The organism is Actinomycetospora sp. NBRC 106375 (assembly GCF_030269665.1).
Taxonomy (GTDB): domain Bacteria; phylum Actinomycetota; class Actinomycetes; order Mycobacteriales; family Pseudonocardiaceae; genus Actinomycetospora.
Window position 1 is genome coordinate 59,939 of the sequence record NZ_BSTS01000001.1, and the last position, 24,627, is coordinate 84,565.

Annotated in this window: 18 protein-coding genes and 1 pseudogene; 5 read left to right on the forward strand and 14 right to left on the reverse strand. The window is 75.7% G+C overall.

Going from position 1 to position 24,627, the window contains the following annotated elements; all coding sequences use genetic code 11:
• Positions 1 to 27: 27 nt before the first annotated feature.
• Entirely contained in the window at positions 28 to 1,974 is a 1,947-nt protein-coding gene (locus QSK03_RS00335; RefSeq protein WP_285647973.1) for a DUF2339 domain-containing protein, read from the forward strand.
• Here the strand turns inward: QSK03_RS00335 and QSK03_RS00340 are convergent.
• Positions 1,866 to 3,242, reverse strand: coding sequence for an FAD-dependent oxidoreductase (locus tag QSK03_RS00340; protein ID WP_285647974.1), 1,377 nt, complete (start codon positions 3,240 to 3,242; stop codon positions 1,866 to 1,868). The genes QSK03_RS00335 and QSK03_RS00340 overlap by 109 nt on opposite strands.
• A 176-nt stretch (positions 3,243 to 3,418) precedes the next feature.
• On the opposite strand from QSK03_RS00340, the gene QSK03_RS00345 reads away from it, so the two are divergent.
• On the forward strand, positions 3,419 to 4,399 hold the full coding sequence (locus QSK03_RS00345) for a 5'-3' exonuclease (RefSeq protein ID WP_285647975.1): 981 nt from the start codon (positions 3,419 to 3,421) through the stop codon (positions 4,397 to 4,399).
• A gap of 12 nt (positions 4,400 to 4,411) precedes the next feature.
• Here the strand turns inward: QSK03_RS00345 and QSK03_RS00350 are convergent, their stop codons facing one another.
• The 7 genes from QSK03_RS00350 to QSK03_RS00380 form a co-directional block, all read right to left on the reverse strand.
• Positions 4,412 to 4,816: an MmcQ/YjbR family DNA-binding protein gene (locus QSK03_RS00350; RefSeq protein WP_285647976.1), complete on the reverse strand. Its 405-nt coding sequence runs from the start codon at positions 4,814 to 4,816 to the stop codon at positions 4,412 to 4,414.
• Positions 4,816 to 5,853 (reverse strand): DUF4333 domain-containing protein, encoded by a 1,038-nt coding sequence (locus QSK03_RS00355; RefSeq protein ID WP_285647977.1) that lies wholly within the window; start codon positions 5,851 to 5,853, stop codon positions 4,816 to 4,818. Before QSK03_RS00355 ends, QSK03_RS00350 begins: the two co-directional genes overlap by 1 nt.
• Before the next feature lie 59 nt (positions 5,854 to 5,912).
• A complete protein-coding gene (locus QSK03_RS00360) occupies positions 5,913 to 8,792 on the reverse strand; it encodes a DEAD/DEAH box helicase (protein WP_285647978.1) in 2,880 nt (959 codons plus the stop codon).
• A gap of 40 nt (positions 8,793 to 8,832) precedes the next feature.
• On the reverse strand, positions 8,833 to 9,852 hold the full coding sequence (gene tatC, locus QSK03_RS00365) for a twin-arginine translocase subunit TatC (RefSeq protein WP_352231925.1): 1,020 nt from the start codon (positions 9,850 to 9,852) through the stop codon (positions 8,833 to 8,835).
• A gap of 46 nt (positions 9,853 to 9,898) precedes the next feature.
• On the reverse strand, positions 9,899 to 10,174 hold the full coding sequence (tatA, locus tag QSK03_RS00370; protein WP_285647979.1) for a Sec-independent protein translocase subunit TatA: 276 nt from the start codon (positions 10,172 to 10,174) through the stop codon (positions 9,899 to 9,901).
• A 31-nt stretch (positions 10,175 to 10,205) separates the two neighbouring features.
• Complete coding sequence (locus QSK03_RS00375; protein ID WP_285647980.1) at positions 10,206 to 10,403, reverse strand: hypothetical protein; 198 nt, start codon at positions 10,401 to 10,403, stop codon at positions 10,206 to 10,208.
• Positions 10,404 to 10,499: 96 nt separating this feature from the next.
• Positions 10,500 to 12,476, reverse strand: coding sequence for an HNH endonuclease signature motif containing protein (locus QSK03_RS00380; RefSeq protein ID WP_285647981.1), 1,977 nt, complete (start codon positions 12,474 to 12,476; stop codon positions 10,500 to 10,502).
• 208 nt (positions 12,477 to 12,684) lie between these two features.
• Here QSK03_RS00380 and QSK03_RS00385 point away from each other — a divergent pair.
• Positions 12,685 to 14,129: pseudogene (locus QSK03_RS00385) on the forward strand (IS1380 family transposase).
• A gap of 138 nt (positions 14,130 to 14,267) precedes the next feature.
• On the opposite strand, the gene QSK03_RS00390 reads toward QSK03_RS00385, so the two are convergent.
• The 4 genes from QSK03_RS00390 to pafA all read right to left on the reverse strand — a co-directional run bounded on the left by QSK03_RS00390 (position 14,268) and on the right by pafA (position 19,606).
• Complete coding sequence (locus QSK03_RS00390; RefSeq protein WP_285647982.1) at positions 14,268 to 15,260, reverse strand: helix-turn-helix transcriptional regulator; 993 nt, start codon at positions 15,258 to 15,260, stop codon at positions 14,268 to 14,270.
• Entirely contained in the window at positions 15,257 to 16,240 is a 984-nt protein-coding gene (locus tag QSK03_RS00395) for a helix-turn-helix transcriptional regulator (protein WP_285647983.1), read from the reverse strand. Before QSK03_RS00395 ends, QSK03_RS00390 begins: the two co-directional genes overlap by 4 nt.
• A 54-nt stretch (positions 16,241 to 16,294) precedes the next feature.
• Positions 16,295 to 18,157 carry a serine/threonine-protein kinase gene (locus QSK03_RS00400; protein ID WP_285647984.1) on the reverse strand — a complete coding sequence of 621 codons (1,863 nt, stop codon included), beginning with the start codon at positions 18,155 to 18,157 and terminating at the stop codon, positions 16,295 to 16,297.
• A 90-nt stretch (positions 18,158 to 18,247) separates the two neighbouring features.
• The gene (gene pafA, locus QSK03_RS00405) at positions 18,248 to 19,606 is read right to left on the reverse strand and encodes a Pup--protein ligase (RefSeq protein ID WP_285647985.1); all 1,359 of its coding nucleotides are present in this window, start codon (positions 19,604 to 19,606) and stop codon (positions 18,248 to 18,250) included.
• A gap of 254 nt (positions 19,607 to 19,860) precedes the next feature.
• Between pafA and QSK03_RS00410 the strand changes: the two genes are divergently transcribed.
• Positions 19,861 to 21,312, forward strand: a complete 1,452-nt coding sequence (locus QSK03_RS00410) for a bifunctional phosphatase PAP2/diacylglycerol kinase family protein (protein WP_502872117.1) — start codon at positions 19,861 to 19,863, stop codon at positions 21,310 to 21,312.
• Positions 21,285 to 22,829 (forward strand): diacylglycerol/lipid kinase family protein, encoded by a 1,545-nt coding sequence (locus QSK03_RS00415; protein ID WP_285647987.1) that lies wholly within the window; start codon positions 21,285 to 21,287, stop codon positions 22,827 to 22,829. Before QSK03_RS00410 ends, QSK03_RS00415 begins: the two co-directional genes overlap by 28 nt.
• Here the strand turns inward: QSK03_RS00415 and prcA are convergent.
• Positions 22,826 to 23,659 (reverse strand): proteasome subunit alpha, encoded by an 834-nt coding sequence (gene prcA, locus QSK03_RS00420; protein WP_285647988.1) that lies wholly within the window; start codon positions 23,657 to 23,659, stop codon positions 22,826 to 22,828. The genes QSK03_RS00415 and prcA overlap by 4 nt on opposite strands.
• A 55-nt stretch (positions 23,660 to 23,714) precedes the next feature.
• A complete protein-coding gene (prcB, locus tag QSK03_RS00425) occupies positions 23,715 to 24,554 on the reverse strand; it encodes a proteasome subunit beta (RefSeq protein WP_285647989.1) in 840 nt (279 codons plus the stop codon).
• Positions 24,555 to 24,627 lie beyond the last annotated feature (73 nt).

Consider the following 24,627-nt stretch of genomic DNA (forward strand, 5'->3'; position numbering starts at 1 on the left):
GGCACACCACGCGCGAGGGTCGTCGCCATGACCACCCCGGTGCCGCAGGACGCCCTGCTCGCCCGGCTGGGCGACGACCTGGCCGGCGTGACCCGCGAGATCGACCGCATCCGCGCCGCTCTGCAGACGGTGCCGACGCCGCAGACGCTCCGGACCGCTCCCCCGCCCCGGCCGGCGCCGTCGGCGTTCGGCACCCCGGTGCCCTCGGGGGCGTGGAGCCCGCCGGCCGGGTGGGGGCCACCTCGCGGACCGTCCCGCCGCGGCGTCCCGGCGATCCCGCCCCGGCCACCGCGTCCACCCCGGGCGCCCCGCCCGGCCCGCGCCGCCTGGACCCCGGCGCGCCTGCTGGCGATCACCGGCGCCGCGACGACCGTGCTCGGCGTCGTGATGCTGCTCGTGCTGGCCGCCAACCGCGGCTGGTTCCACCCCGAGGCGCGGGTGGCCGGCGGGGCGCTGCTGGGCCTCGCGCTGGTCGGCGTCGGGGTCCGGGTGCGCCGCCGCACCGGGGACGGATCGACACCACCGGCGGCCGTCGCGCTGGCCGCGACCGGGGTGTCGACGCTCTTCCTCGCCGTCGCGGCCGCGGTCTCGCTCTACGCGATGATCCCCCTCGCGCTCGCCGTCCCCACCGCGCTGGCCGTCGCCGCGGGCGGTCTGCTGCTGGCCGACCACTGGCGTCACCGCGGGCTCGCACTCGGCGTGCTGCTGGCGTCCGCCCTCGCCGCGCCGCTCGTCGTCGGCGCACCGACCCCGACGCTGGTCGCCCTGCTCCTCGGCGCGCAGGTGGCGGCGGTGCTCGTCGCCCGCCGCCGTGCCTGGCCCGCGGTGGCCGCCCTCGCCGCCGGCGCCTCGAGCCTCGCCGCCCTCGGCGCGGCGATCCGGATGCTCGCCGACGCCCCGGACAGCCAGGCGCCCACCACCGTCGCCGTGCTCGCGGTCCTCGCCGCCGGTGCCGTGTCCGCGGTCCTCGTCGGCGCGCCGGGCCGCCCGGTGGCCGCGTCCCTGCTGGGCGCGCCCGTGCTGCCGGTCCTGCTCACCGCGCTCGGCCTCGCCCGCCTCCCCGGCATGCTCGTCGCCGGCGGCGTCGCGGTGGCGCTGCTCGTGCTCGTCGTGACGCTGGACCGGCTGCCGGCACCCGCCGGGCGCCGCGGTCTCGCGGTCGTCGCGGGGACCGGCGGCACGGCCGCGCTGCTCGTCGCGACCGTGCTCGCCGTGGGCGACGGTCCCGGCGCCGCGCCCCTGCTCGCCGAGGCGGCCGTGCTCGCGGTCGCGGCGGCGGTGACCCGGCGCGGCGGTCCGCTGCTGGCCGCGGCCGCGCTGGGACTGGTCGGCGGCCTCGCCGCGCTGGTGGTGGACGCGCCGATCGACCTCGTCGTGGACTTCCCCACCGCGCCGTTCGTCGTCACCACCCCGGGCGGGACGATCACGGCCGCCGTGGCCGGTGAGCTCGTCGGCGCCCTCGTCACGTCCCTGCTGCTCGCCGGCGCCGCGGCGGCCGCGATCGTCGCCCTGGCCCGCCTCGGCGCGCTGCGCGACCGGGTCCACGCCGCGCTCGCGGTCGGCGGGCTGGGCGTCGTCGGCCTCTACGGGGCGACGGGCACCGTCATCGCCGGCGCCCTGCTGGTCTCGCCGACCCGCGGCGCGTTCCTCGTCGGCCACGTCCTCGTGACCGTCTCGTGGACCGCGGTGGCGCTCGTCCTGCTGGCGCGCGGGCTGCAGGCCTCGCTCCCCCGGGTGCTCGGCGGCGTCCTGGTCGTCGCGGCCGTGGCGAAGCTCGTCCTGTTCGACCTGACCGCGCTCGACGGGCTCGCCCGCGTCGCCGCGTTCCTCGGCGCGGGGCTTGTCCTGCTGGCCGCGGGGACCCGCTACGCCAGGGCCGTGGCCGGCACCTCGGCGAGCGACCCCGCCACCAGCGCCGCGAGCTCGTCGCGGGTGGGCCCCTCGGCGTACGACGGACGCCAGCCCGAGGCGTAGATCTCCCGGACGCGCGGGTGGGCCGCGGTGAGCGAGCCCGGCAGGGCCCGCATCGTCAGGTAGGGGCCGACGATGCACATCAGCGAGGGGTCGACGGCGATGGCGCGGACGACGAGGTCGGAGGTCGGCGTGCCGGCGGGGTCGAGGTCGGCGCCGTCCCGGCCCTCCCACCGCGCCACCTGGGCGGCATCGTTCGCCACGTGGTCGAGGAACCACGGCCGGATGCGCTCGGCGCACCAGGCGTCGAGCGCCAGGCCCGTCGCGACGTGGTCGTCACCGTGCTCGTCGAGCAGGGCGAGGAACCGCTCCACCTGCATCAACGACGTCGACACCCCGCGTCCCGCGGTCGGGTTGGTGGTGCAGACGCTGTCGCCGAGGAACACCAGACCCGGCAGGGGCAGGCGGCCGGCGTCGTCGAGCTGGCCGCGGTAGGTGTTGTGCAGGCGCCCGCCCGGCAGGACCGGGGTCAGCGGCTCGGCCCGGTCGGGATCGGTCCACGCCGCGAGCAACGGGATCGCCCGCACGGCGGCGTCGTAGGCGGCGTCGTGACGCAGCAGGGCGAGGCGCCGGTCGGCGCTCGGCCGGGCGATGAGCGTGGAGAAGACCCCGGCGTCGTGCACGAAGACGATCGCGACGTAGCCGTCGTGCTCCGCGACGGCGCCGATCGGCGAGGTGATCGGGCCCTGCTCCGCGCCCGCTCGCAGGCGGTACTGGCGCGAGACGTAGGACAGCCCGCAGTCCGACGACTCCTCGGGCGCCCGCAGGCCGTCGGCCAGGCGGCCGCCGCGGCCCGTGGCGACGACGACGAGGTCCGCGTCGAGCGACCGGTCGCGCGCCCCGACGCCGACCGCGCGCCCGCCGTCGCGGCGGACCACGTCGGCCCGGGTGCGGACCCTCCGCACGCCCGGCTCCCGCTCGGCGACCCGGCGCAGCTCCCGCTCGACGACCATCCGCCGGCACCGCAGCCCGGCCCCCGCCGGCAGCTCGCCGCCGCCCGCGCCCCCGGACGCGTCCGCTCCGGTGATCGGCTCCGCGCCGAGGGCGAGGAGGGCGTCGACGGCCTCGGGCACCTCGGCGCGCAGCACGTCGACCGCCTGGCCCCGAAAGGCGTGCGGGTGGTGGAACTGCATCACCCCGCGCCGGGCCCACTGCCCGTCCGGCGCAGGTCCCCGGTCGTTGTCGACCAGCGCGACCCGGTGCCCCCGCCGGGCCAGCCCGACGACGCTCACGAGGCCGGTCGGGCCCGCGCCGACCACGGCGACGTCCATGGTGACCTCCACGGGTTCCCGCCCAGCGCACCCCGTCCCGCGGGGTGCGTCAAGCACGGTGACCCTCGGCGCCCGCCCGTACCCGCAGCGTCCTGACCAGGGACGACGCCGGTCGCCGACTCGCGGTGCGGCCGGTCGGCGTCCGTCCCGGCGGGCGGGGTGGGAAGCTCTCGCGCATGGACGCGCCGGTGATGCTGCTCGACTCGGCCAGCCTGTGGTTCCGGGCCTTCTACGGGGTGCCCGCCTCGCTCACCGCCGAGGACGGGACGCCGGTCAACGCCGCGCGCGGCTTCTGCGACATGGTCGCCCGCCTGGTGCGGGAACGTCGCCCCGGCGCCGTGGTCGCCTGCCTCGACCGCGACTGGCGCCCGGCGTTCCGCGTGCGGGCGATCCCGTCGTACAAGGCGCACCGGGTCGACCCGTCGATGGGCGACCCCTCCTCGCCCGTCGGTGGCGCACCCGACGCCGAGGCCGCGCCGCCCGAGCTCGGCCCGCAGGTGGAGATCATCCTCGAGGTGCTCGCGGCGGCCGGGATCCCCACCGCGGGCGCCGAGGGCTACGAGGCCGACGACGTCATCGGCACCCTCTGCGCCACCGAGGCCACCGACGCGATCGAGGTCGTCAGCGGCGACCGCGACCTGCTCCAGCTCGTGCGCGACGAGCCGGCCCCGGTCCGGATCGTCTACATCGCCCGCGGGGTGTCGAAGTACGAGCTCTACGGACCCGAGGACGTCGCCGCCCGCTACGGCGTGCCGGTGGCGCGGGCGGGTGACGGCTACGCCGAGATGGCGATGCTGCGCGGCGACCCCTCCGACGGCCTGCCCGGCGTCGCCGGGATCGGGGAGAAGACCGCGGCGCAGGTGGTCTCGAAGTTCGGGTCCTGGGACGAGATGATCAACGCGGTGCTCGACCGCTCGGATCAGCGGATGTCCTCGGCCGTGCGCGCCAAGATGGCGAAGGCCGGCGAGTACCTCGTCAAGGCGCCGGAGGTCGTGCGCGTCGCCCCGGACGCCCCGCTCGACTGGACCGGTGAGCGCCGCGCGCTGCCCCACGAGCCCGTCGACACGGACAAGCTCACCGACCTCGCCGAGCGGTGGAACCTCACGGGCTCGGTCGACCGCCTCGTCGCCGCGCTGAAGGGCGAGGAGGCTCCGTAGTCGTTCCCGCGCCTAGGAGCGGCCCTGCTCGGCGAGCCACGCGTTCGCCACCGTCTTCGGGGCCCGCAGGACCCAGGCCTCCTCGACGAGCTCACGCAGCTCGTCGGCGCCGATCCGCTCGAGCCGCACCAGCACCGCCGGGTAGCCGTCGAAGTGCGGGGTCGTGAAGTAGACGTCGGGGTCGTCGGCGAGCAGCGCCTGCTTGACGCCCTCGTCGGCCACGCGGACCCCGAGCACGTCGCCGTCGGGCAGCGGGACACCGGTCTCGGCGAGCGCGGCCTCGTCCGCCCTGCGCAGCGGCCGCTCCCAGACGAAGCCCCTCGACGACACCCGCCAGTGCGCCGATCCCCAGGACACCTTCTCCGTGGTGCGCGGGAGCGCGAGCGCGAGGCGGCGGACGTCGTCGAGGGTGGCCATCAGCGCGGCTGGCCGACCGAGTAGGTCCCCTGGCCGTCGAGCACCGCGACCGGGATCTGGACCGGGCGCCCGTCGACCGTCGCCGAGCAGGTGAACCGCACCCCGGCCCGGACCTCCTGGTCCGCCGGGCACGACACGTCGGTGATCTGGCGCCGCCAGTCGTCGGTGACGACGCGCGTGACGCCCTGCGCCACCGAGTCCGCGTCGAGGACGTCCACGCGCGCGAACCTCGGGCCGACGACGAACGCGAGGAGCCCGACCACGATCAGCGCCACGAGCAGCAGCGCACCCCCGATGATGCCGACGACCTTCCAGGGGAACGGACGGCGCGGCGCCGGCGGGTACGGCCCGCCCCACCCCGGGCCCGCCTGACCGCCCCAGCCGGGGGGTCCACTGCCGGGTGCCGCCCAGACGTTGGTGCCCGGGCCGCCGTGACCGCCCTGACCTGGCGGTGGGTAGGGGCCGGGCTGCGGGAACTGGCCGGTCGAGAACTGGCCGGTCGAGAACTGGCCGGTCCGGCCGTAGCCCGGCGGGAGCGGACCGGTCGGCGGATAGCCGGGTTGACCGGGTTGACCGGGCTGGCCGGGCTGGCCGGGTGGGGCGCCGTAGCCCGTGGGTGGCGTGGAGCCCGCCGCCTGCCCGTAGTCCACCGTCTGTCCGTAGCCGGAGGTCTGTCCGTAGCCGGAGGTCTGTCCGTAGCCGGAGGTCTGTCCGTAGCCGGCGGTCTGACCCTGGCCCGACGGCTGACCCCAGCCGGTCGGTGCGGAACCGGGCTGCGTGAACGCCGGATCCCCGCCCGGCCGCGCGAACGCGGACTCCCCGGCCGGCGAGGCCGTCGGGCCGGCGGACGGCGTGCCGTCCGGCGGGGTCGGTTCCGGCGGGGTCGGTTCCTGCGGGGACGCCTCCCGCGGGGACGCGGACGGCCCGCTCGCCGCTGCCGTCTCGCCGGGTGCCGGCTCGGCCGGGTCCGTCCGGGAGTCGTCGGGGCGGGCCCAGGGCGACGTGCGCCCCTGCGGTTCGTCCGGGGGCGTCGTCATCGGTCGAGCTCCCCCGATGGCGTGCTCTGCCCGGTGCTCCGTCTCCCGGTGCTCACCTGTCAGCCCTCTCCCACGGCGACGACGCCGCGCCGGATGGCGCGGACCGCGTCGGCGGCGGCGCGGCCGACCGTGTCCCCGGTGCCCGCGACGGCGCGGATCTGGTCGAGCAGGTCGACGACCTGCCGGCACCAGCGCACGAAGTCTCCCGCGGAGAGCTCGGTGCCGTGCGCGCGGGCCCCGGCCAGGACCGTCGCCAGGGTGTCGCCGCGCACCCACCGGTGGACCGGCCACGCGAACCCGAGGTCGGGCTCGCGGGTGCGGTCGAGGTGGTGGCGGCGTTCGTCGGCGACGAGGTCGTGCCAGAGCTGCACCGTCTGCTCGACGGCCGAGGTCGCGTCGTCGGGGACGCGCGGGACGCCGCCGTCGTCGCGACGGCTGTCGTACACCAGCGACGACGCGACGGCCGCGATCTCCGCGGGTCCGAGGCCCCGCCAGACGCCGTGGCGCAGGCACTCCGCGACGAGGAGGTCCGACTCGCCCCACAGCCGGGACAGCCGCCGGCCGTCGTCGGTGACGTTCTGCTCGGCGTCGGGGGCGTCGTCGAGGTAGCCGCGCTCGCCGAGGAGCCCGCGGATGCGGTCGAAGGTGCGGGCCAGCGAGTGGGTCGTGGAGCGCACCCGGGACTGCAGCTGCTCGGTCTCGCGCTCGAGGCGCTGGTAGCGCTCGAACCACCGGGCCCGCTGGTCGCGATCGGCCAGGCCGTGGCACGGGTGGCTGCGCAGGGCCCGGCGCAGGGACGCGAGCTCGGGGTCCTCGTTCTCCGCGCCGCGCCGACGGCGCGCGGAGCCGGAGCGGGTCGGCGGCTCGATCCCGGTCTCGCGCAGCGCGTTCGCGATGTCGCGGCGCACGCGGGGCACGCGGTGGTCGACCTTGCGGGGCAGCTTCATCGTGCCCAGGGCCGTCACCGGCTCGGGGAAGTCGGCGAGCGAGAGCCGGCCCGCCCAGCGGTCCTCGGTGAGCACCAGGGGGCGCGGCTCCATCCCCCGCGGGCTGCGGTCGATGCCCGGGTCGATCACGACGGCGAGCCCGGCGCGCTTGCCGCCGGGCACGGCGATGACGTCCCCGGGCCGCAGGGCCTCCAGCGACCCGGCGGCCTCGGCCTTCTGCGCCGAGCGCCCCTGGCGCGAGAGCACCTTCTCGCGCTCGGACACCCGCCGGCGCAGGTCCATGTACTCGGCGAAGTCGCGGAAGGCGGTCCCTTCCGGAGCGTCCTCGCCTGCGTGGCCCCCGGCCGCCTCGGCGTAGCCGGCGAGGGCCTCGCGGTTGCGCTCGAGCTTCTTGGCCAGACCGACGACGCTGCGGTCGGCCTGGAACTGCGCGAACGACTGCTCGAGCAGCTCGCGGGCGTCCTCGACGCCGAGCCGGTCGACCAGGTTGACGGCCATGTTGTAGCCGGGACGGAACGACGACCGCAGCGGGTACGTGCGGGTCGAGGCCAGGCCCGCGACCTGCTCGGGGTCGACGCCCGGCGTCCACACCACCACCGCGTGGCCCTCGACATCGATGCCGCGCCGCCCCGCCCGGCCGGTGAGCTGCGTGTACTCCCCTGGCGTGAGCTCGACATGGGCCTCGCCGTTGTACTTCACGAGCTTCTCGAGCACGACCGTGCGCGCCGGCATGTTGATGCCGAGCGCGAGCGTCTCGGTGGCGAACACCGCCCGCACCAGGCCGCGGACGAACAGCTCCTCGACGGTCTCCTTGAACGCGGGCAGCATCCCGGCGTGGTGCGCCGCCACGCCACGCTCGAGGCCCTCGCGCCACTCCCAGTAGCCCAGGACCTCGAGGTCGGCGTCCGGCAGCCCGGACGTGCGCCGTTCCACGACCTCCCGGATCGCGGTCACGTCGTCGGGGCCGGTGAGCCGCAGCCCGGAGCGGACGCACTGGGTGACCGCCGCGTCGCACCCGGCCCGGCTGAAGATGAAGGTGATCGCGGGCAGCAGCCCGGCGGCGTCCAGACGCTCGATGACGTCGACCCGCGACGGCGGCCGGAACCCCGAGGACCCGCCGCGTCCCGGCGGCCCGGACCGCCCCGGTCCCCCGCGCCGGTCGCCGCCCCGGCCGTTGCGCCCCGGCGGCCCCGAGCGCGCCTTGCCCCCGCGCACGGGGTGCCCGCGGTCGACCTCGGCGACCGCGCGCACGAGCGTGGGGTCGACCTTCAGCGCCGACGTCCCGCCGCGACGTTCCTCGGCGAACAGGTCGAACATCCGGTGGCCGACGACCATGTGCTGCCACAGCGGCACGGGCCGCGTCTCGTCGACGACGACGGTCGTGTCGCCCCGGACGGTCACGAGCCAGTCGCCGAACTCCTCGGCGTTGCTGACCGTCGCCGACAGCGAGGCGATCTGCACGTGCTCGGGCAGGTGGAGGATGACCTCCTCCCACACCGCGCCGCGGAAGCGGTCGGCGAGGTAGTGCACCTCGTCCATCACCACGTAGGCGAGGCCCTCGAGCGCCGGCGCCTCGGCGTAGAGCATGTTCCGCAGGACCTCGGTGGTCATGACCACCACCGGGGCGTTGCCGTTGATGGCGGCGTCGCCGGTCAGCAGCCCGACCGCGTCGGCGCCGTGGCGCTCCACCAGGTCGGCGTACTTCTGGTTCGACAGCGCCTTGATCGGCGTCGTGTAGAAGCACTTCTGCCCGCGGGCGAGCGCCAGGTGCACCGCGAACTCGCCGACGACCGTCTTGCCGGCACCGGTCGGCGCGCACACCAGCACGCCGTGGCCCTGCTCGAGGGCCAGGCAGGAGCGTCGCTGGAAGTCGTCGAGCTCGAAGGACAGCTCGGTCGCGAACAGGGAGAGCTGCGGATGTGCGGCGCGCGTGCGGGCCTGCTCGTAGGCCTCGGCGGGAGAGCGAGTGGCCACATCCCCACACTGACACATCCGACGGGCCTACCTACGGCTCAGGTGGGCTCGGATCGGCTCAGGTCACGTCCCACCGGTCGGTGGAGCCGTCGTTCGCCCGGTCGGTGGCCGTCGGCGGGATCGGTTCGATGCGGGGCGAGGGCGTCGCGGCCGGACCCGGCGAGCCGAGACGGTCGTCCAGCGGCGAGGGCTGGTCGGGGTCGAGGCCGTCCCACCCCTGCTCGAGGCGGCGCTGGGCGGCCCGCTTGTCGTGCACCCGCGCGACCTGGATCGAGAACTCGAGCAGCAGGACCAACGAGACCCCGAGGGCGAGCATCGAGATCGGGTCCTGCCCCGGCGTCGCGATCGCCGCGAACACGAACAGGCCGAAGATCAGGCCCCGTCGCCAGCGCTTGAGCTGGGCGTACGAGACCACCCCGACGCGGTTGAGCATCACCACGAGCAGCGGCAGCTCGAAGCTCACCCCGAAGATGATCAGCAGGGCGACCAGCAGGCTGAAGTAGTCCGAGCCGCGCAGCACCGTCGTCTGGATGTCGCCGCCGACGGTGAACAGGAACTGCAGGGCCTGGGTGACCACGAAGTAGGCGAGCACGGCGCCGGCGGTGAAGAGCACCACCGCCGCGCTGACGAACACGTACGCGAAGCGCTTCTCCTTCGCGTAGAGCCCCGGCGTGATGAAGCCCCAGATCTGGGCGAACCAGATCGGGCTCGACAGCAGCGCGCCGGCCGTCGCGGCGACCTTGAGACGCAGGGTGAACTGCTCGAACACCCCGAACGCGACCAGGCGGCACTCCTGCCCGCCACCGAACTGGACGCGGTTCTCGGGGGGCAGCTCGCAGTAGGGCTCGGTGAGGATCTGGCCGAGCGACGGCAACCCGAACGGGTGTGCGGTGTACCAGACGAAGCCCAGGATCGTGCCGACCGCGACGGCGAGCAGCGCGATCGCGAGCCGCCGGCGCAGCTCGTAGATGTGCTCGACGAGCGTCATCGTGCCGTCGGGGTTGGCCCGGCGGCGCGCACCGGGCCAGCGCAGGCTGCGCCACCACCGGGCACGCGACGCGTCCCCGGAGGTCGTCATCGGCGGCTCAGATCTCGGAGGTCTCGGAGGCCGGCGCGGTGCCGGCTCAGGACGAGCTGGAGCCCGGCTGCGTGGACCGGGTCTCCTGCTGGGGCGCGGTGCCGTTGACGCTGCTGGTGCCCTCGTCGAGCTGGCGACCCGGCGCCTGCGGCTCAGCCGCGGCCTGGCCCGGCTTGGAGGCCTGCTCGTCCTCGCGCAGCCCGCGCGTCTCGGCCTTGAAGATGCGCATGGACTGGCCCAGCCCCCGCGCCATGTCGGGCAGCTTCTTGGCGCTGAACAGCAGCACCACGCCGACGATCGCGACGATGACCCATTCGCTCACGGTCTGGCTCCTTCCACGGTGGGAGCTGATGCTACGCGCGACGCTCGGCGAGGCGGACCTTCAGCGCGGCCACGCGGGCGTTGATCAACCCGGCGTCCCGGCCGAGCTGCTCGCGTGCCACCCCGGCGACCACACCGAATCGCTTGACGGGCCCGAGCAGCGCGGCGACGGCCAGCCCGAGACCGACCAGTGCCACGAGCACCACGATGACGCTCCACAGGTACGGCACCCGTCCGAGCCTATCGGTCCGTCGTGACCGGAGGGTGAACGCCCGTGCGCATCCGGCATCGCGCCTCACGCAACCCGCGGCCTTCCCGCCCGGGCCTCAACTCGCGTCGCGCCACGGCGCGTACGGGTCCGGCGCAGCGTCGGACACGTCGGACACGTCGGACACGTCGTCACCGGGCGCACCTCCGGGCGAACGGCGCTGCACCAGCCGCGTCAGCGCGGCGTCGGCATCCGCGGGATCGCCGGAGAGGTCCCGCTCCCACGGCGGAGGCTCGAGCTGCGGCGAGCGGACCCACCACCGATGGCCGGACGGCGACGTCCACACGATCACGGAGTCGGCGCCGCCGTCCGGGTCGGGGGCGACGTGGGACTCCCAGCGCGTGAAGGTCTTCAGCCGGTGGTGCGTGCGGCAGCACGGCTTGAGGTTGATCGGTGTCGTCCCACCCGCGCCGCCCCGGCCGTCCGGGTGCCCGAAGTCGTAGGGCACGACATGGTCGAGGTCGCAGCGCGCGGCCGACACGCGGCAGCCGGGAGCGGCACAGGTGAGGTCCCGTGACCGGATGAAGTCCTGCATCGCGGGCGGTGGTCGGTAGCGCCGGGACTCGAGATGGTCGGCGACGCCGGTGACCGGGTCGGTCAGCAGCCGACGCCACGTCGCGTCGGGATCGGCGGCGAGGCGCCGCGCCAGGACCGCCGGGATCGGACCGTGGCCCTCGAGCTCGGCGGGCCGTTCGGACAGCCCGGCGAGCACGTCCCACCCAATCGTGACCCGGACCTCGGCGCGCACCGGCGCACGCTCGCCCTCGACGAACCCACGCTCCGGGTCCCGCGCGGCACGCACGGAAGCGCGGAGCTCCGAGACGGTCGCGCCGGACTCGTCCGTCCCGGCGCCGCCGGTGCCCTCGCCCGTCCGGTCCTCGCTCGCGGTGTCGTCGCTCGCGGTGTCGTCGCTCGCGGTGTCGTCGCTCGCCTCGCCCTGTCGCCGGGAGCCGTTGCCGTGCGCGTGGTCGTCTGCATCGTCGGCAGGCGCATCGTCGGCAGGCGCATCGTCGGCAGGCGCATCGTCGGCAGGCGCATCGTCGGCAGGCGCATCGTCGGCAGGCGCATCGTCGGCAGGCGCATCGTCGGCAGGCGCATCGTCGGGGGTGTCGCCAGGGCCGTTGTTCGCGGTCGAGTCGCGGTCCCCGGCGTGGTCGTGGGCAGCGGGTTCCTCTGCATCGCTCCCACACGCGCAGGACCCACAGCAGCACGACTCGGTGGGGCGGCGGCGTGTGGCGGCGTCGAGGATGAGGTCGCGGGCCGTGTCGACGCGCTTCTGGCCCATCGAGCGCTGCTCGCCCTCGGGGGGATCGCCCGCACCGCGGGCGATCGCATCGATGACGGCGTAGACGCCGCGCGCCTGGTCGCCGGGCAGGCGCAGCTGGATGACGCCCGTGGCACCGTCGTCCTCGGCCCAGTACCGGAGCTCTCGCTGACGGCGCGCCTGCTCCGGGCGGCGTCGCACCGCATCGGCGTCGAGGCGGTAGAGGATGCGGCGCACGGTCTCGCGCAGCTGGGTGGGCGTACGGTCGCGCGGCGGCCGGGACCACAGCTCAGTGTCGACGGCGCGGGCCGTGGCGTCGTCGCACTCCTCGGTCTGCTCGACGACCACCCGCGCGTGGGAGAGCGAGATGCGCCCGTCCTCCAGCGCGGCGAGCGTCCCGGGCAGCCTCTCGATCAGCATCCTCGCCTGGTGCGCCCGGATGCCGCCGGTGCGTGGCGCGACCCGCGCGAGGGCGGCGACCTCCATGGCCACCTCGTCGAACACCAACGCCCGCTGCCCGTCGCCCCGGGCGCGGGCCTGGCGCGCACCCAGGTACTCCGCCGTCTCGCGGTACAGGTGCGCCGTGGCCCAACCGGCCAGTCTCTCCCAGCCGGCGAGGCGCTCGGCGGCGTCGAACCCCTGGTCGTCGGCCAGGTCGACCGCCTCGGTCGCGGCGAGCGCGGCAGCGAGCTCCGGGCCCGTCGACTGCTGCGACCAGGACAGCGCAGCGGGGGCCACCGGCGCTCCGGCGTACCACCCGCTGTCGAACATGTGTTCGAGTCTACCACGGTCGAGTGACGGCGGTCATGTCCGACCGGGCCGCGTCCTGATCGGGCCCCTCGTGCCGATCGTCGGCTCAGCCTCGATCCACCGACGCTGTCGCTGGTGGGGGTGGGTCGTGACACGCGAATGCCCCTCTGCGCAGGGAGATAGGGCTTGTCTAAGGTCCTGTCCCGCTGCGCAGAAGGGCATCCGCTGGATGCAACTCTCCCACGGTCCTCGGCGGATCTCGGTCCGGTTCGACGATCCGAATCTCGTGTCGTGCACGGGGCTGGTGGCGGTGTCGGCGGTGTCGGCGCTGGCCGAGCGGGCCGGATTGCCGGCTCTGCTGAGTCGGCTCACGGTGCCGACTGCCCACGCCGCGAACAAGCTGCTGGCGATCGTGCTGGGCATGGTGGCCGGTGCCGACTCGATCACCGACCTCGACGTGCTGCGACACGGCGGGATGCGTCGGGTGTTCACCGAGGTGCGGGCCCCCTCGACGCTGGGCACGTTCTTGCGCAGCTTCACCTTCGGGCACGTCCGCCAGCTCGACGCGGTCGCGGCGCGGCTACTGGTCGCGCTGACCCGCCGCGCGCCGCTGCTGACCGACGCGCAGCGTCTGGCTTATCTCGACCTCGACGACACGCTGCGCCAGACCCACGGCTACGCCAAGCAGGGCGCCGGTCGTGGCTACACCGGGGTGTCGGGGCTCAACGTGCTGCTCGCAACCATCTCGACCCCGACCTCGGCGGCGTCGGCACCGTTGATCGCCGCGGCCCGGCTGCGGCGCGGGCCGGCGAACTCGATCCGTGGCGCGGCCCGGCTGCTGGGCGACGCGCTGGCACTGGCGCGCCGGGCCGGGGCTCGCGGGATGCTGGTGGTGCGCGCGGACTCCGCGTTCTACGCCGAGCAGATCGTGTCTGCCGCACGCCGTGGTGGGGCGCGGTTCTCCCTGACCGCCCGCCAGACCCCGGCGATCAGTCGTGCGATCGCCGGCATCGACCCCGCCGCCTGGACCCCGCCGCCTGGACCCCGATCCACTACCGCGAGGCGGTCTGGGACGAGCAGGCCGGCCGGTGGGTGTCCGACGCCGAGGTCGCCGAGATCGTCCACACCGCGTTCACCGGACACCACCGCACCCAGCGCGTCACCGCCCGGCTGATCGTGCGCCGGGTCCGGCGGCTCAACCCCGACCAGCACGGACCCGGCGCCCGTCACCTCGCCGCCGAGCTCGACGGCGACCAGCTCGAGCTGTTCACCGCCTACCGCTACCACGCGATCTTCACCGACAGCCCGCTGCCGATGCTCGAGGCCGAAGCCGCCCACCGCGACCACGCCGTGATCGAACAGGTCATCGCCGACCTGAAGAACTCCGCGCTCGCGCATCTACCCTCGGGACGGTTCAACGCCAACGGCGCCTGGCTGGCCTGCGCGACCATGGCCCACAACCTCGCCCGCGCCACCGGCGCCCTGGCCGGCCCACGACACGCTCGAGCCCGCACCGCCACCCTGCGCACGAGACTGATCAACGTCGCTGCCCGACCGGCCCACTCCGCGCGGCGCCTCACACTGCACCTGCCCCAGCACTGGCCCTGGCAGCCCGACCTCGATCAGTTGCTGCGCGCCACCCTGCACGACCCCGAGCCCGTCGTGACCGCCTGACCCCTTGCCCTACCGGGCCCGACCGGAGACCGACGTGGAAGAGCCGGACAGACCGGCAGCACCTCCACGCCCACACCCGGCCACCCACCGACAAAGATCAACTATCTCGCCACGGCAGAACCCTCGGTGGATCGAGGCTCAGTCCTCCTCGCCGTACGCCGCGAGCGCGTCCCGGGCGCGGGCGCGGCGGGCCTCGACGAGGTCGGGCGGAGCGAGGACGTCGACGGTGTCGCCGAGCCCCAGCAGCAGCCGCACCATCCAGTCGCGGTCGCCGTAGCGCATGGTGATCCGGGCGGACCCGTCGTCCTGCGCGTGCAGGCTCTCGACCGGGTAGTACTCCGCGACCCAGCGCGCGGTCGGGTGCAGCACGAGCGCGGCGACGTGGGCGCCGTCGTCGGGGCGCAGGAGGTCCTCCCCCGCTCCCGGGCGGCCCCGGGCGCCGGGCGGCGGGGCGGAGGGCTCGTCGAGCACCTCGGCGTCGTCGACCCGGTCCAGCCGGAACAGCCGGACGCCCTCGGCGTTGCGGCACCAGGCCTCGAGGTACGCCGAGGCGTCCACCAGCAGCAGGCGCATCGGGTCGACCACGCGGCGCCCGACGGCGTCGCGGGAGGCCGAGTAGTAGGTCAGTCGCACCGCGCGACCGGTCTCGACGGCGCGGCGCACCGCGTCCTCCGCGCCCCCGGGCGAGCGGCCCAGACCCACGGCGACGGCGCCCGGACTCCCCGGCTCGGGTTCCTCGGGAGCAGCGGTGCCCGCGCGGCCCGCGGCGTCCTCGATCTTGGCCAGCGCCCGCTGCACCGCGTCGGCGTCGACCATGCCCGGCGCGTCGGCCAACGCCCGCAGCGCGACGGCCAGCGTCGCCGCCTCGGCGCCCGACAGACGCAGCGGTCGGCGCATGCCGGCGTCGAAGGTGACCGTCACGGTGTCGCCCTCGAAGGAGAGGTCCACGAGGTCGCCCGGGCCGTAGCCCGGCAGCCCGCACATCCAGAGCAGCTCGAGGTCGCGGCGCAGCTGGGCCTCGCCGACCCCGAAGTCGGCGGCCGCGTCGGCCACCGCGATGCCGGGACGCGCCAGCAGGTAGGGCACGAGCGTGAGCAGGCGCGGCAGCCGCTCGGACACCCCCGCGGTCACGGCGCGCTCCCCACGTTCACGGCCCCCACCGATCCCCGCAGCAGCGCGACGACGGCCTTGCGCAGCTCCGGCGGCTCGAGGACGACCGCGTCCGGCCCGTGGCCCGCCACCCACCGCGCGGCGGTGTCGATGCGGGACAGGTCGATCTCGACGACGTCCGGGTCGCCGTCCGGGTCCGGGTGGGCGCCGCGGCGCAGCCCCTGGGCCCGGCCGGGGGTGAGCCGGACCCGGGCGCGGCCCGTCGGCGGTGGCGGGCCGGCCGAGGCGGCCACCAGCGCCACGAGGTCGACGTCCGCCGGCGGCGTCACCGCGCCCCGCGGCCCGATCGCCCGGGCGTCGTCGCCGATGCGGGAGAGCCGGAAGCAGCGGACGTCGGCGCGGTCGCGGTCGTGCCCGACGAGGTACCAGCGCCCCCGCCAGGAGACGACGCCCCACGGCTCGACGGTGCGGGTGCGCGCCTCGGCGGTGGGGTGCGAGCGGTGGGTGAAGGTGACCACGCGCCCGGCCCGGCTCGCGGCGAGCAGCGGGGCGAAGGCCGGCTCGGCGGCCTGGAGCCGGGGCTGCACCGCCGACGCCGCGTCCGGGTCGACCGCGATCCCCGCGGCGCGCAGCTTCTGCAGCGCCGACCGCGCCGCCCCCGCCAGCGCCGGGGAGTCCCACAGCCGTGCCGCCAGGGCGACGGCCGTCGCCTCGTCGGGCGCGAGGTCGATGTCGGGCAGCTCGTAGTCGCCCCGCGCGATGCGATAGCCGTCGACGGGCTCCGCCATCGACGACCGACCGGTCTCCAGCGGGACGCCCAGCTCGCGCAGCTCGGCCTTGTCGCGCTCGAACATCCGGAAGAAGGCCTCGTCCGACGCGACGTCGGCGTAGCCCGGGACCGTGGCGCGGATCCGCTCGGCGCTGAGGAACTGGCGCGTCGAGAGCAGGCAGAGCACCAGGTTGACCAGGCGTTCGGCGCGCGCGGACGGGCTGGTCGTCACGGGCACGAGCCTACCGAGGTCTCGCCCAGGTGTTCGAACGCCGGTCCCGGCGCGTCAACTCGAGTCGCTGCTGCGCTGGGCACGTTCGATGCGCACCTGGCCGTCGTCGTCGCGGTCGACCTCGAACCGGTAGTTCTCCCGGCTGGTCCGGCCGCTCGTGGTGGTGAACTCGATGTCGGCGGTGACGGTGCTGCCGCGCACGCTCACGTCGGTCGCCCGGACCGCGCTGATGCCCGACCAGAAGTGGCAGTAGCCCTCGTAGCCCCCGGAGTCGTCGCGGGCCTCGTCCGAGAGCACCGCCCAGGCGCCGTCGATGTCCCCGGGCAGCGACGCGTAGTAGTTGACGACGACGGTGGCCGGGTCGGACGACGCCGACGGGTCCTGGGGCGCGACCGGTGCCGCGACGCTCGGGGTGGGCGTCGGCGTGGCCGTGCTGCCGGCGCCGCCGAGCGGGTCCGCCGGCGCCGGCTCGGTGGTGCCCGGCACCGGCGCGGCGGGCGCGGCGACCGTGCCGCCGGCGCCCGTCGCCGCGACCGCGACGCCGATCCCGGCGGCCAGCACGAGCCCCGACGCGGCGGCGACGACGGCCGTGCGCCGACGGCGGCCGGGGTGGTCACGCCCCGTCCGCGCCACCGGCGTGATCCGCGGGGTGCGGCGCGCCGCGGTGACACCGGGCCGGGCCAGGGACGACGCCGCCGCGGCGGCGGCCGGAGCCTGCGGGTCCCCCGCGACCGGCTCGGCGGCCGGCGAGGGCGCCGCGGCGGGGGTCGGTGGGGCGGGGGTCGGTGCGGCGGGGTCCGCAGCGGCGGGGTCCGGCACGGGGTCCGGCGCGGGGTCCGGCACGACACCCGACCCCGGTCCCTCACCCGGCCCCGTGTCCGGTCCCGGCGTGGGCGCCGCCACCGGCCCGGACGCCGTGGAGGGCAGGTTCGCGGTGCCCGGCCGGCGCGGCACCGGGACGTCCGCGGCGACGTCACCCCCGCCACTGCGGGGGGCCGGGACGAACGGCGTGGTGCCGCCGCGGGCGCGCAGGGCCCGTTCGACGGCTCCGGTGCCCGGGCGGTGCGTGGGGTCCAGGCGCAGCATCGCGGCGAGCGGGCGTCCGAGGACCCCGGCCCGGGTGGCGGGACGCAGCCGGCCCTCGGCCATCGCGTGGAGCACGGCGAGGGTGTTGTCGTGGCGGCCGCAGACCAGCTCGTTCTCGACCGCGGCGTAGAGCGTGGCGCCGAGGGAGAACACGTCGGACGCGGGCGTGGGCTCCTCGCCGCGGGCCACCTCGGGGGCGAAGTAGCCCGGGGTGCCCGCGACCGTCCCGCCGCCGGTGGCCGTGGTGTCCCAGGTGGCGCGGGAGACGCCGAAGTCGGTGATCTTGGCGACGCCGTCGTCGGTGATCAGGACGTTGCCGGGCTTGATGTCGCCGTGGACGATCCCGGCCTCGTGCACCGCGCCGAGGGCGTCGGCCACCTGCGCCCCGACCCAGGCGGCCTCCGTCGGCTCGAGCGGGCCGTGCGCGGCGAGCAGCGCGGCCAGCGAGCGCGACGGCAGGTACTCCATGACGAGCCACGGCCCGGCACTGTTGACCACGACGTCGAGCACGGCGATCGCCCGCGGGTGCGCGACACGGGCGGCGATGCGGCCCTCGCGCATCGCCCGGGCACGGGCGAGGCGCTCCTCGGTGGCGTCACGGTGGCCCCGGGCGGCGAGCTGCTTGACCGCGACGGTGCGCCGCAGCCGCCGGTCCCAGGCCGTCCAGACCACGCCCATGGCGCCGGCGCCGATGCACTCGCCGATGCGGTAGCGCCCGCCGAGCACGGTGCCCACGACCTCCCCGTCGACCGGCACGGGCGCGCGGTCGTGGAGCGTGCCGGGGGGCGGGCCCGGCCGGTGCAGGCGGGAGGTGCGGGGCTGGTGCTCCATGAGGTCTCTCGTGCCGTCCTCGGCTCGTCGGTGAAGTGCGGTCGTGGTTACCTCGTGCGCCCCGGAGGCACGCCGCCGACGTGGCCGTCGTTACAAGGTGGCGATCAGGCGGTCCACGCGTTCGTCGACGGCGCGGAAAGGGTCCTTGCAGAGGACGGTTCGCTGGGCCTGGTCGTTCAGTTTGAGGTGCACCCAATCCACGGTGAAATCGCGCCCGGCGGCCTGCGCGGCGGCGATGAAGTCGCCGCGCAGCTTGGCGCGGGTGCTCTGCGGCGGGGTGTCCTTGGCCGCCTCGATCTCGCCGTCGTCGGTGACGCGGTCGACCATGTCCTTGCGCTGGAGCAGGTCGAAGATGCCGCGGCCGCGCCGGATGTCGTGGTAGGCGAGGTCGAGCTGGGCGACGCGCGGGCTCGAGAGCCCGAGGTCGTTGCGGTTGCGGTAGCGCTGGACGAGGCGGTGCTTGATCGCCCAGTCGATCTCGCGGTCGATGAGGGAGAGGTCCTGGCGCTCGACGGCGTCGAGCGTGCGGCCCCAGAGCTCGACCACGCGGTCGGTGACGGGGTCCGAGCCCCGGCGCGCGACGTGCTCGACGGCGCGGGCGTGGTACTCGCGCTGGATGTCCAGCGCGCTCGCCTCCCGACCCCCGGCCAGGCGCACGGGACGTCGGCCCGAGAGATCGTGGCTGATCTCACGGATCGCGCGGATGGGGTTGTCGAGCGTGAAGTCCCGGAACTGCACGCCCTGCTCGATCATCTCGAGCACGAGGTGGGTGGTGCCCACCTTGAGCAGCGTGGTGACCTCGGACATGTTCGAGTCGCCGACGATGACGTGCAGCCGGCGGTAGCGCTCGGCGTCGGCGTGCGGCTCGTCGCGGGTGTTGATGATCGGGCGGCTGCGCGTCGTCGCGGACGACACGCCCTCCCAGATGTGCTCGGCGCGCTGCGAGAGGCAGTAGACGGCCCCGCGCGGGGTCTGCAGCACCTTGCCGGCACCGGCGATCAGCTGGCGCGTGACCAGGAACGGGAGCAGGACGTCGGCGATGCGGGAGAACTCGCCCGAGCGGCCGACCAGGTAGTTCTCGTGGCAGCCGTAGGAGTTGCCCGCGGAGTCGGTGTTGTTCTTGAACAGGAAGATGTCGCCGCCGATGCCCTCGTCGGCGAGCCGGCGCTCGGCGTCGAGCAGGAGGTCCTCGAGGATGCGCTCGCCCGCCTTGTCGTGCGCGACGAGCTGCGTGAGCGAGTCGCACTCCGCGGTGGCGTACTCGGGGTGGCTGCCCACGTCGAGGTAGAGCCGCGACCCGTTGCGCAGGAACACGTTGGACGACCGTCCCCAGGACACCACCCGGCGGAACAGGTAGCGGGCGACCTCGTCGGGCGACAGGCGCCGCTGGCCGTGGAAGGTGCAGGTGACACCGAACTCGGTCTCGACCCCGTAAATCCTCCGCTGCATCCCTCCACCCTAGGACAGCAACCCCGGCTGTGAGGGCTCTGCGAGCGGCCGGGTTCACGCTCCGTCGCGGGGCGTGCGGTACGGGCGGGGGCCGGATCACTACGGTCGGGCCCGTGGCTCTCCCGGGACGCGAACTGGCATCGGACATCTCCCACGGTGTGGGCCGCCGGGTGCGCCAGGGCGCGCGGGGCGGGCGGCGGCGGCTGGCCGACGTCAACGAGGCCGACTGCCGGATCACCACCGCCATCGGGCACATGCCGTACTCGGCCGCCGATCCCGCCCTCGGGGCCCTGACCCGGTCGGCCAACCACAGCAAGCTCTGGTTCGGCGTGGCGGGCGTCCTCGTCGCGGGCACCCGTCACACCCGCCGGGGCGCGCTGCGCGGGGTGCTCGCGATCGCCGGGGCGAGCCTGTTCGCCAACGGCGTGCTCAAGCCGCTGGTCCCCCGCCGCCGGCCCGCCGCGGAGCTCCTCCCGGCGCACCGCTCGCTCGACGACCCGCCGACGTCGTCCTCGTTCCCGTCCGGCCACGCGGCGTCGGCCGCGGCGTTCGCCGCCGCCGTGGCCATGGAGAGCCCCAAGGCCGCGACCTGGGTGGTCCCGCTCGCCGCGACCGTCGCCTACAGCCGCATCCACGTCGGGGTGCACTGGACCACCGACGTCGCGGCCGGGGTCGGGCTCGGGACCCTGGCCGCGCTCGCCACCCGGCGCTGGCTGCCCGTGCGCGACATCGACGAGGCCGCGGCCCGCCCCGTCGCCGGCGCGCCGACGCTGCCCGAGGGCGAGGGGCTCGTCGTGCTGGTGAACAGCCGGTCCGGCAAGGCGGGCGTCGACCCGTACGACGAGCTGGTCGGCGCGCTGCCCCGGGCGCGGGTCCTGCGTCTCGACGACGGGGCGGACCTCGCCGAGACTCTCGTGTCGGTCGCGCGGGAGCCCGGGACGCGGGCGCTGGGCATCGCGGGGGGCGACGGCTCGGTCGCGGCCGCGGCCCGGGTCGCCGAGGACCTCGACCTGCCCCTCGCGGTGGTGCCGGCGGGCACGCTCAACCACTTCGGCCGCGACGTCGGCGTCTACGACACCCAGGAGGCCATCGACGCCACGGGCGCGGGCGAGGCCGTCGCGGTCGACCTCGGTGAGCTCCGGATCCACGCCGACGTGGAGGGCCACCAGGAGCCGCAGCGGGTCGTCTTCGTCAACACCTCGGCGTTCGGCGGCTACCCCGAGATGGTCCGCCTGCGCGAGAAGTGGCAGCACCGGTGGGGCAAATGGCCCTCGGCGATCGCCGCTCTGCTCGTCACCCTGAAGCGCAGCCGGCCCATCCGGGTCCGCCTGAACGGGGTCGAGCGGTCGGTGTGGATGCTGTTCGTCGGCAACGGGCCCTACGTCCCGACCGGGATGGTGCCGTCCTACCGCCCCCGGCTCGACACCGGCGTGCTGGAGGTCCGTTACCTGCGCGCCGATCGGCGCTTCGCCCGCGCACGGGCGTTCGTGGCCCTGGCCACGGGCGTGCTGGGGCACAACCGGATCTACCAGGAGAGCGCCATGCGATCACTGGACATCGAGCTGCTCGACGGGCCGGTCGAGGTCGCCGCCGACGGGGAGGTCGTGGGCAGCGGCCGGCGGCTGCGCTACCGGGTGGCCGACCACCCCGTGCCCGTCTACCGGCGCGACGAGGCGCTGTGGCCGCACCGGGCCACGGCCCGCTGAGCCCGGCCCCGACCGCCGAGGACACCGGGATCCCCGTGACGCTCCCCCGCCACCGCTCCCCCGTCGGCTCCCGCTGGGCCCGCCGCGTCGACCGCACCGCCGACCGCGGACTGCTCTGGGCCGTCATCGCGGGCGGCCTGTTCGTCTCCGGGAAGGGACCGCGCCGGCGCGCCGGGGTCCGCGGGGTCATGGCGGCCGCGGCGACCTCGGCGATCGCGCACACGCTGGCCAAGCCCCTGCTCCCCCGGATGCGTCCCTGGGGCCGGCGCTTCCCGTCCGCGCACGCCGCGTCGTCGTCCGCCTTCGTGACGGCCGCCGCGATGGAGTCGCCGGTGCTCGGCGCGGCGCTCGCGCCGGTGGCGGTGGCGGTCTCCGGCGCCCGGGTCAGCCTGGGCGAACGCACGGTCGCCGACGTCCTCGCCGGCGCCGGGCTCGGCGTCGGCGTCGCCGCGCTGACCCGGCGCTGGTGGCCCGTCGTGCGCCACGCGCCCGCCCGCGCCCGCCCGGCGCTGGACGCGCCGGCGCTGGGTGAGGGGTCCGGGCTCGTGATGGTGGCCAACCGCTCGGCGGGGACGCCCGGCCCCCTGGAGACCCTGGGCCAGCTCGTGGCCCCCGTGGTCGGGGTCGCCGACGAGGACGACGGGCCCCCGGCACCGCCGGAGGAGATCCACGCGGTGCTCCCGCGGGCCCAGGTCCTCGTCCCGGAGCCCGGGGTGGACTTCGTCGAGGAGGTCGAGGCCGCCCTCGACCGGCCGGCCCCCGACGGCGGCGCGCCCCGGGCCATCGGCGTCGCGGGCGGCGACGGCTCGGTGGCCGCCCTGGCCGGGCTGGCCCAGCGCCGTGGCGTCCCGCTGGTCGTGATGCCCGAGGGCACGCTCAATCACTTCGCCCGCGACGTCGGCATCGAGGACTCGGCGACGGCGCTCGCCGCCGCCCGCGACGGGGAGGCCGTGGCGGTCGACGTCGGCCTCGTCGACATCACCGCCTCCGAGGGCGGGGAACGCACCGTCGCCTTCGTCAACACCGCGAGCCTCGGCGGCTACCCGGACATGGTCAAGCTGCGCGAGCAGTGGGAGGGGCGCTGGGGCAAGTGGCCCGCCGCCGCCATGGCGCTGGTCCGCGTGCTGGCCGAGGCCACCCCGCTCGTCGTCGAGCTCGACGGCCGGCGCCGCACGATCTGGCTGCTGTTCGTCGGCATGGGTGGCTACGAGCCGCGGGGCATGGCCCCGATCTTCCGGCCGCGCCTCGACGCCCGCGTGCTCGACGTGCGCTACCTGCGCGCGGACGGCCGCTTCTCGCGGACCCGGTTCGTGGTGTCGGTGATGGCCGGGACCCTCGCCCGCAGCCGCGTCTACACGGCGGCGTCGCGGACCCGGCTCTCGGTGCGGGTGGTCGGCCCGCCGGTCGGCCTCGCCACCGACGGCGAGGTGCAGCCCGACTCCGACCGGTTCGTCTTCCGGATCGCCCCCAAGCCGGTGCCGGTCTACCGGCTGTCGGAGGCACCGCCCGCGGGTTAGGCCTCGGGGTCGGCGCCGCCCGCGCCGGAGACCTCGTCACCGGCACCGGTGTCGTCCGCGCCGGTCTCGTCCGTGCCCGCCGGCTCCTCCGAGGACCCGGCCTGGTCGCCACTGGGCAGCAGGGCCGCCAGGGCGGCGCCGGTGACGCGGCGGAACGCCCGGCGGGGCCGGCGGCTGCGGTCGAGGACGGCCACCTCGAGGGCGTCGACGCCGAGGGGCTCGGGGGTCGAGCCGGAGGACCCCGAGCCGGACGAGCTGCCGTTCTGCGCCTGCAGCGCCTCGAGGGCGATGCGCAGCGCGTCGCGCATCTCGAGGTCCGCCTCGTAGGAGTTGCGCAGGGCCGCGCTGATGGGCTCGGTCGTGCCGCCCATGACCACGAACCGCGGCTCGTCGGAGATCGAGCCGTCGTAGGTGATCCGGAAGAGCTTGTCGCGGTCGGGCGTCTCGCCGACCTCGGCGACGCACAGCTCCACCTCGAAGGGCTTCTGCTGCTCGATGAAGCTCGCGCCGAGGATCTGGGCGTAGGCGTTGGCGAGCGAGCGGCCGGAGACGTCGCGGCGGTCGTAGGAGTAGCCGCGCACGTCGGCGTAGCGGATGCCGGCGGTGCGCAGGTTCTCGAACTCGTTGTACCGCCCCACCGCGGCGAACCCGAGCGAGTCGTAGATCTCCGAGACCTTGCGCAGGGAGTTCGACCGGTTCTCCGCCACGAACAGCACGCCGCCGGCGAAGGTCAGCACGACGACGCTGCGGCCCCGGGCGATGCCCTTGCGCGCGAGGTCCGAGCGGTCGCGCATCAGCTGGTCGACCGACGCGTAGAACGGCATCGTCATGGCGGGGAGCGCTCCTGGGTCTGGAAGGGGTCTGCGGGTTGGTCGGGTGGGGAGCTCAGCCGCCGGGCCGCTCGCGGCGGCCCGCGACGACGGCCTCGGCGACCGCGGCGGTCTCGTCCTCGGGCACCGTGACCGCGCCCTCGGCGTCGATCGTGACCACGATCGGGTAGATCGCGCGGATGGTGTCGGGCCCGCCGGTGGCGCTGTCGTCGTCGGCGGCGTCGTAGAGCGCCTCCACGAGCGTGCGCACGACGTCCTCGCGCGAGCCGTCCGGGTCGTGGCGCTTCTTGAGCGACGACTTCGCGAACAGCGACCCGGAGCCGACGCCCGCGTAGTGGGTCTCCTCGCTGCGGCTGCCGACCACGTCGTAGGAGACGATGCGCCCGGCGCGAGCCGGGTCGGCGGCGTCGACGTCGAAGCCGACGAACAGCGGCACGAACGACAGCCCCTGCATCGCCGCGCCCAGGTTGCCCCGCACCATGCCCGCGAGCTTGTTGGCCTTGCCGTCGAAGGTGAGCGGGACGCCCTCGATCTTCTCGTAGTGCTGCAGCTCCACGGTGAACAGGCGCACCGCCTCGACCGCGATGCCCGCCGTGCCCGCGATGCCGGCCGCCGACCAGTCGTCGGTGACGAAGACCTTCTGCATGTCGCGCGAGGAGATCAGGTTCCCCATCGTCGCCCGCCGGTCGCCGGCGATGGCGACACCGCCGCCGAAGGTGGCGGCCACGATGGTCGTGCCGTGGGCGGCGGTGACGTGCCCGCCCGCCTGCTCGGCCGTCACCGGACGGGCGCCCGCGCCGGGCAGCAGGTCGGGCCGGACCTCCCGCAGGAAGTCGACGAACGAGGCCGTCCCGGCGGAGAAGTAGGCCGGGGGCAGGGCCGACGAGGGCTCCATCGGTGGGGCGCTCCTGTGCGTGGGTGTCGGGGCTGGGCTGAGCACTTCGGGGAATGGACCGCCGCCCCCGTGG

Bases quoted from the DNA above. Each gene is read 5' to 3' on its own strand.
- QSK03_RS00335 (WP_285647973.1), top strand. From the start codon at position 28: ATGACCACCCCGGTGCCGCAGGACGCCCTGCTCGCCCGGCTGGGCGAC.
- QSK03_RS00340 (WP_285647974.1), bottom strand. From the start codon at position 3,242: ATGGACGTCGCCGTGGTCGGCGCGGGCCCGACCGGCCTCGTGAGCGTC.
- QSK03_RS00345 (WP_285647975.1), top strand. From the start codon at position 3,419: ATGGACGCGCCGGTGATGCTGCTCGACTCGGCCAGCCTGTGGTTCCGG.
- QSK03_RS00350 (WP_285647976.1), bottom strand. From the start codon at position 4,816: ATGGCCACCCTCGACGACGTCCGCCGCCTCGCGCTCGCGCTCCCGCGC.
- QSK03_RS00355 (WP_285647977.1), bottom strand. From the start codon at position 5,853: ATGACGACGCCCCCGGACGAACCGCAGGGGCGCACGTCGCCCTGGGCC.
- QSK03_RS00360 (WP_285647978.1), bottom strand. From the start codon at position 8,792: ATGTGTCAGTGTGGGGATGTGGCCACTCGCTCTCCCGCCGAGGCCTAC.
- tatC (WP_352231925.1), bottom strand. From the start codon at position 9,852: ATGACGACCTCCGGGGACGCGTCGCGTGCCCGGTGGTGGCGCAGCCTG.
- QSK03_RS00380 (WP_285647981.1), bottom strand. From the start codon at position 12,476: ATGTTCGACAGCGGGTGGTACGCCGGAGCGCCGGTGGCCCCCGCTGCG.
- QSK03_RS00400 (WP_285647984.1), bottom strand. From the start codon at position 18,157: ATGGAGCACCAGCCCCGCACCTCCCGCCTGCACCGGCCGGGCCCGCCC.
- pafA (WP_285647985.1), bottom strand. From the start codon at position 19,606: ATGCAGCGGAGGATTTACGGGGTCGAGACCGAGTTCGGTGTCACCTGC.
- QSK03_RS00410 (WP_502872117.1), top strand. From the start codon at position 19,861: ATGCCGTACTCGGCCGCCGATCCCGCCCTCGGGGCCCTGACCCGGTCG.
- prcA (WP_285647988.1), bottom strand. From the start codon at position 23,659: ATGACGATGCCGTTCTACGCGTCGGTCGACCAGCTGATGCGCGACCGC.
- prcB (WP_285647989.1), bottom strand. From the start codon at position 24,554: ATGGAGCCCTCGTCGGCCCTGCCCCCGGCCTACTTCTCCGCCGGGACG.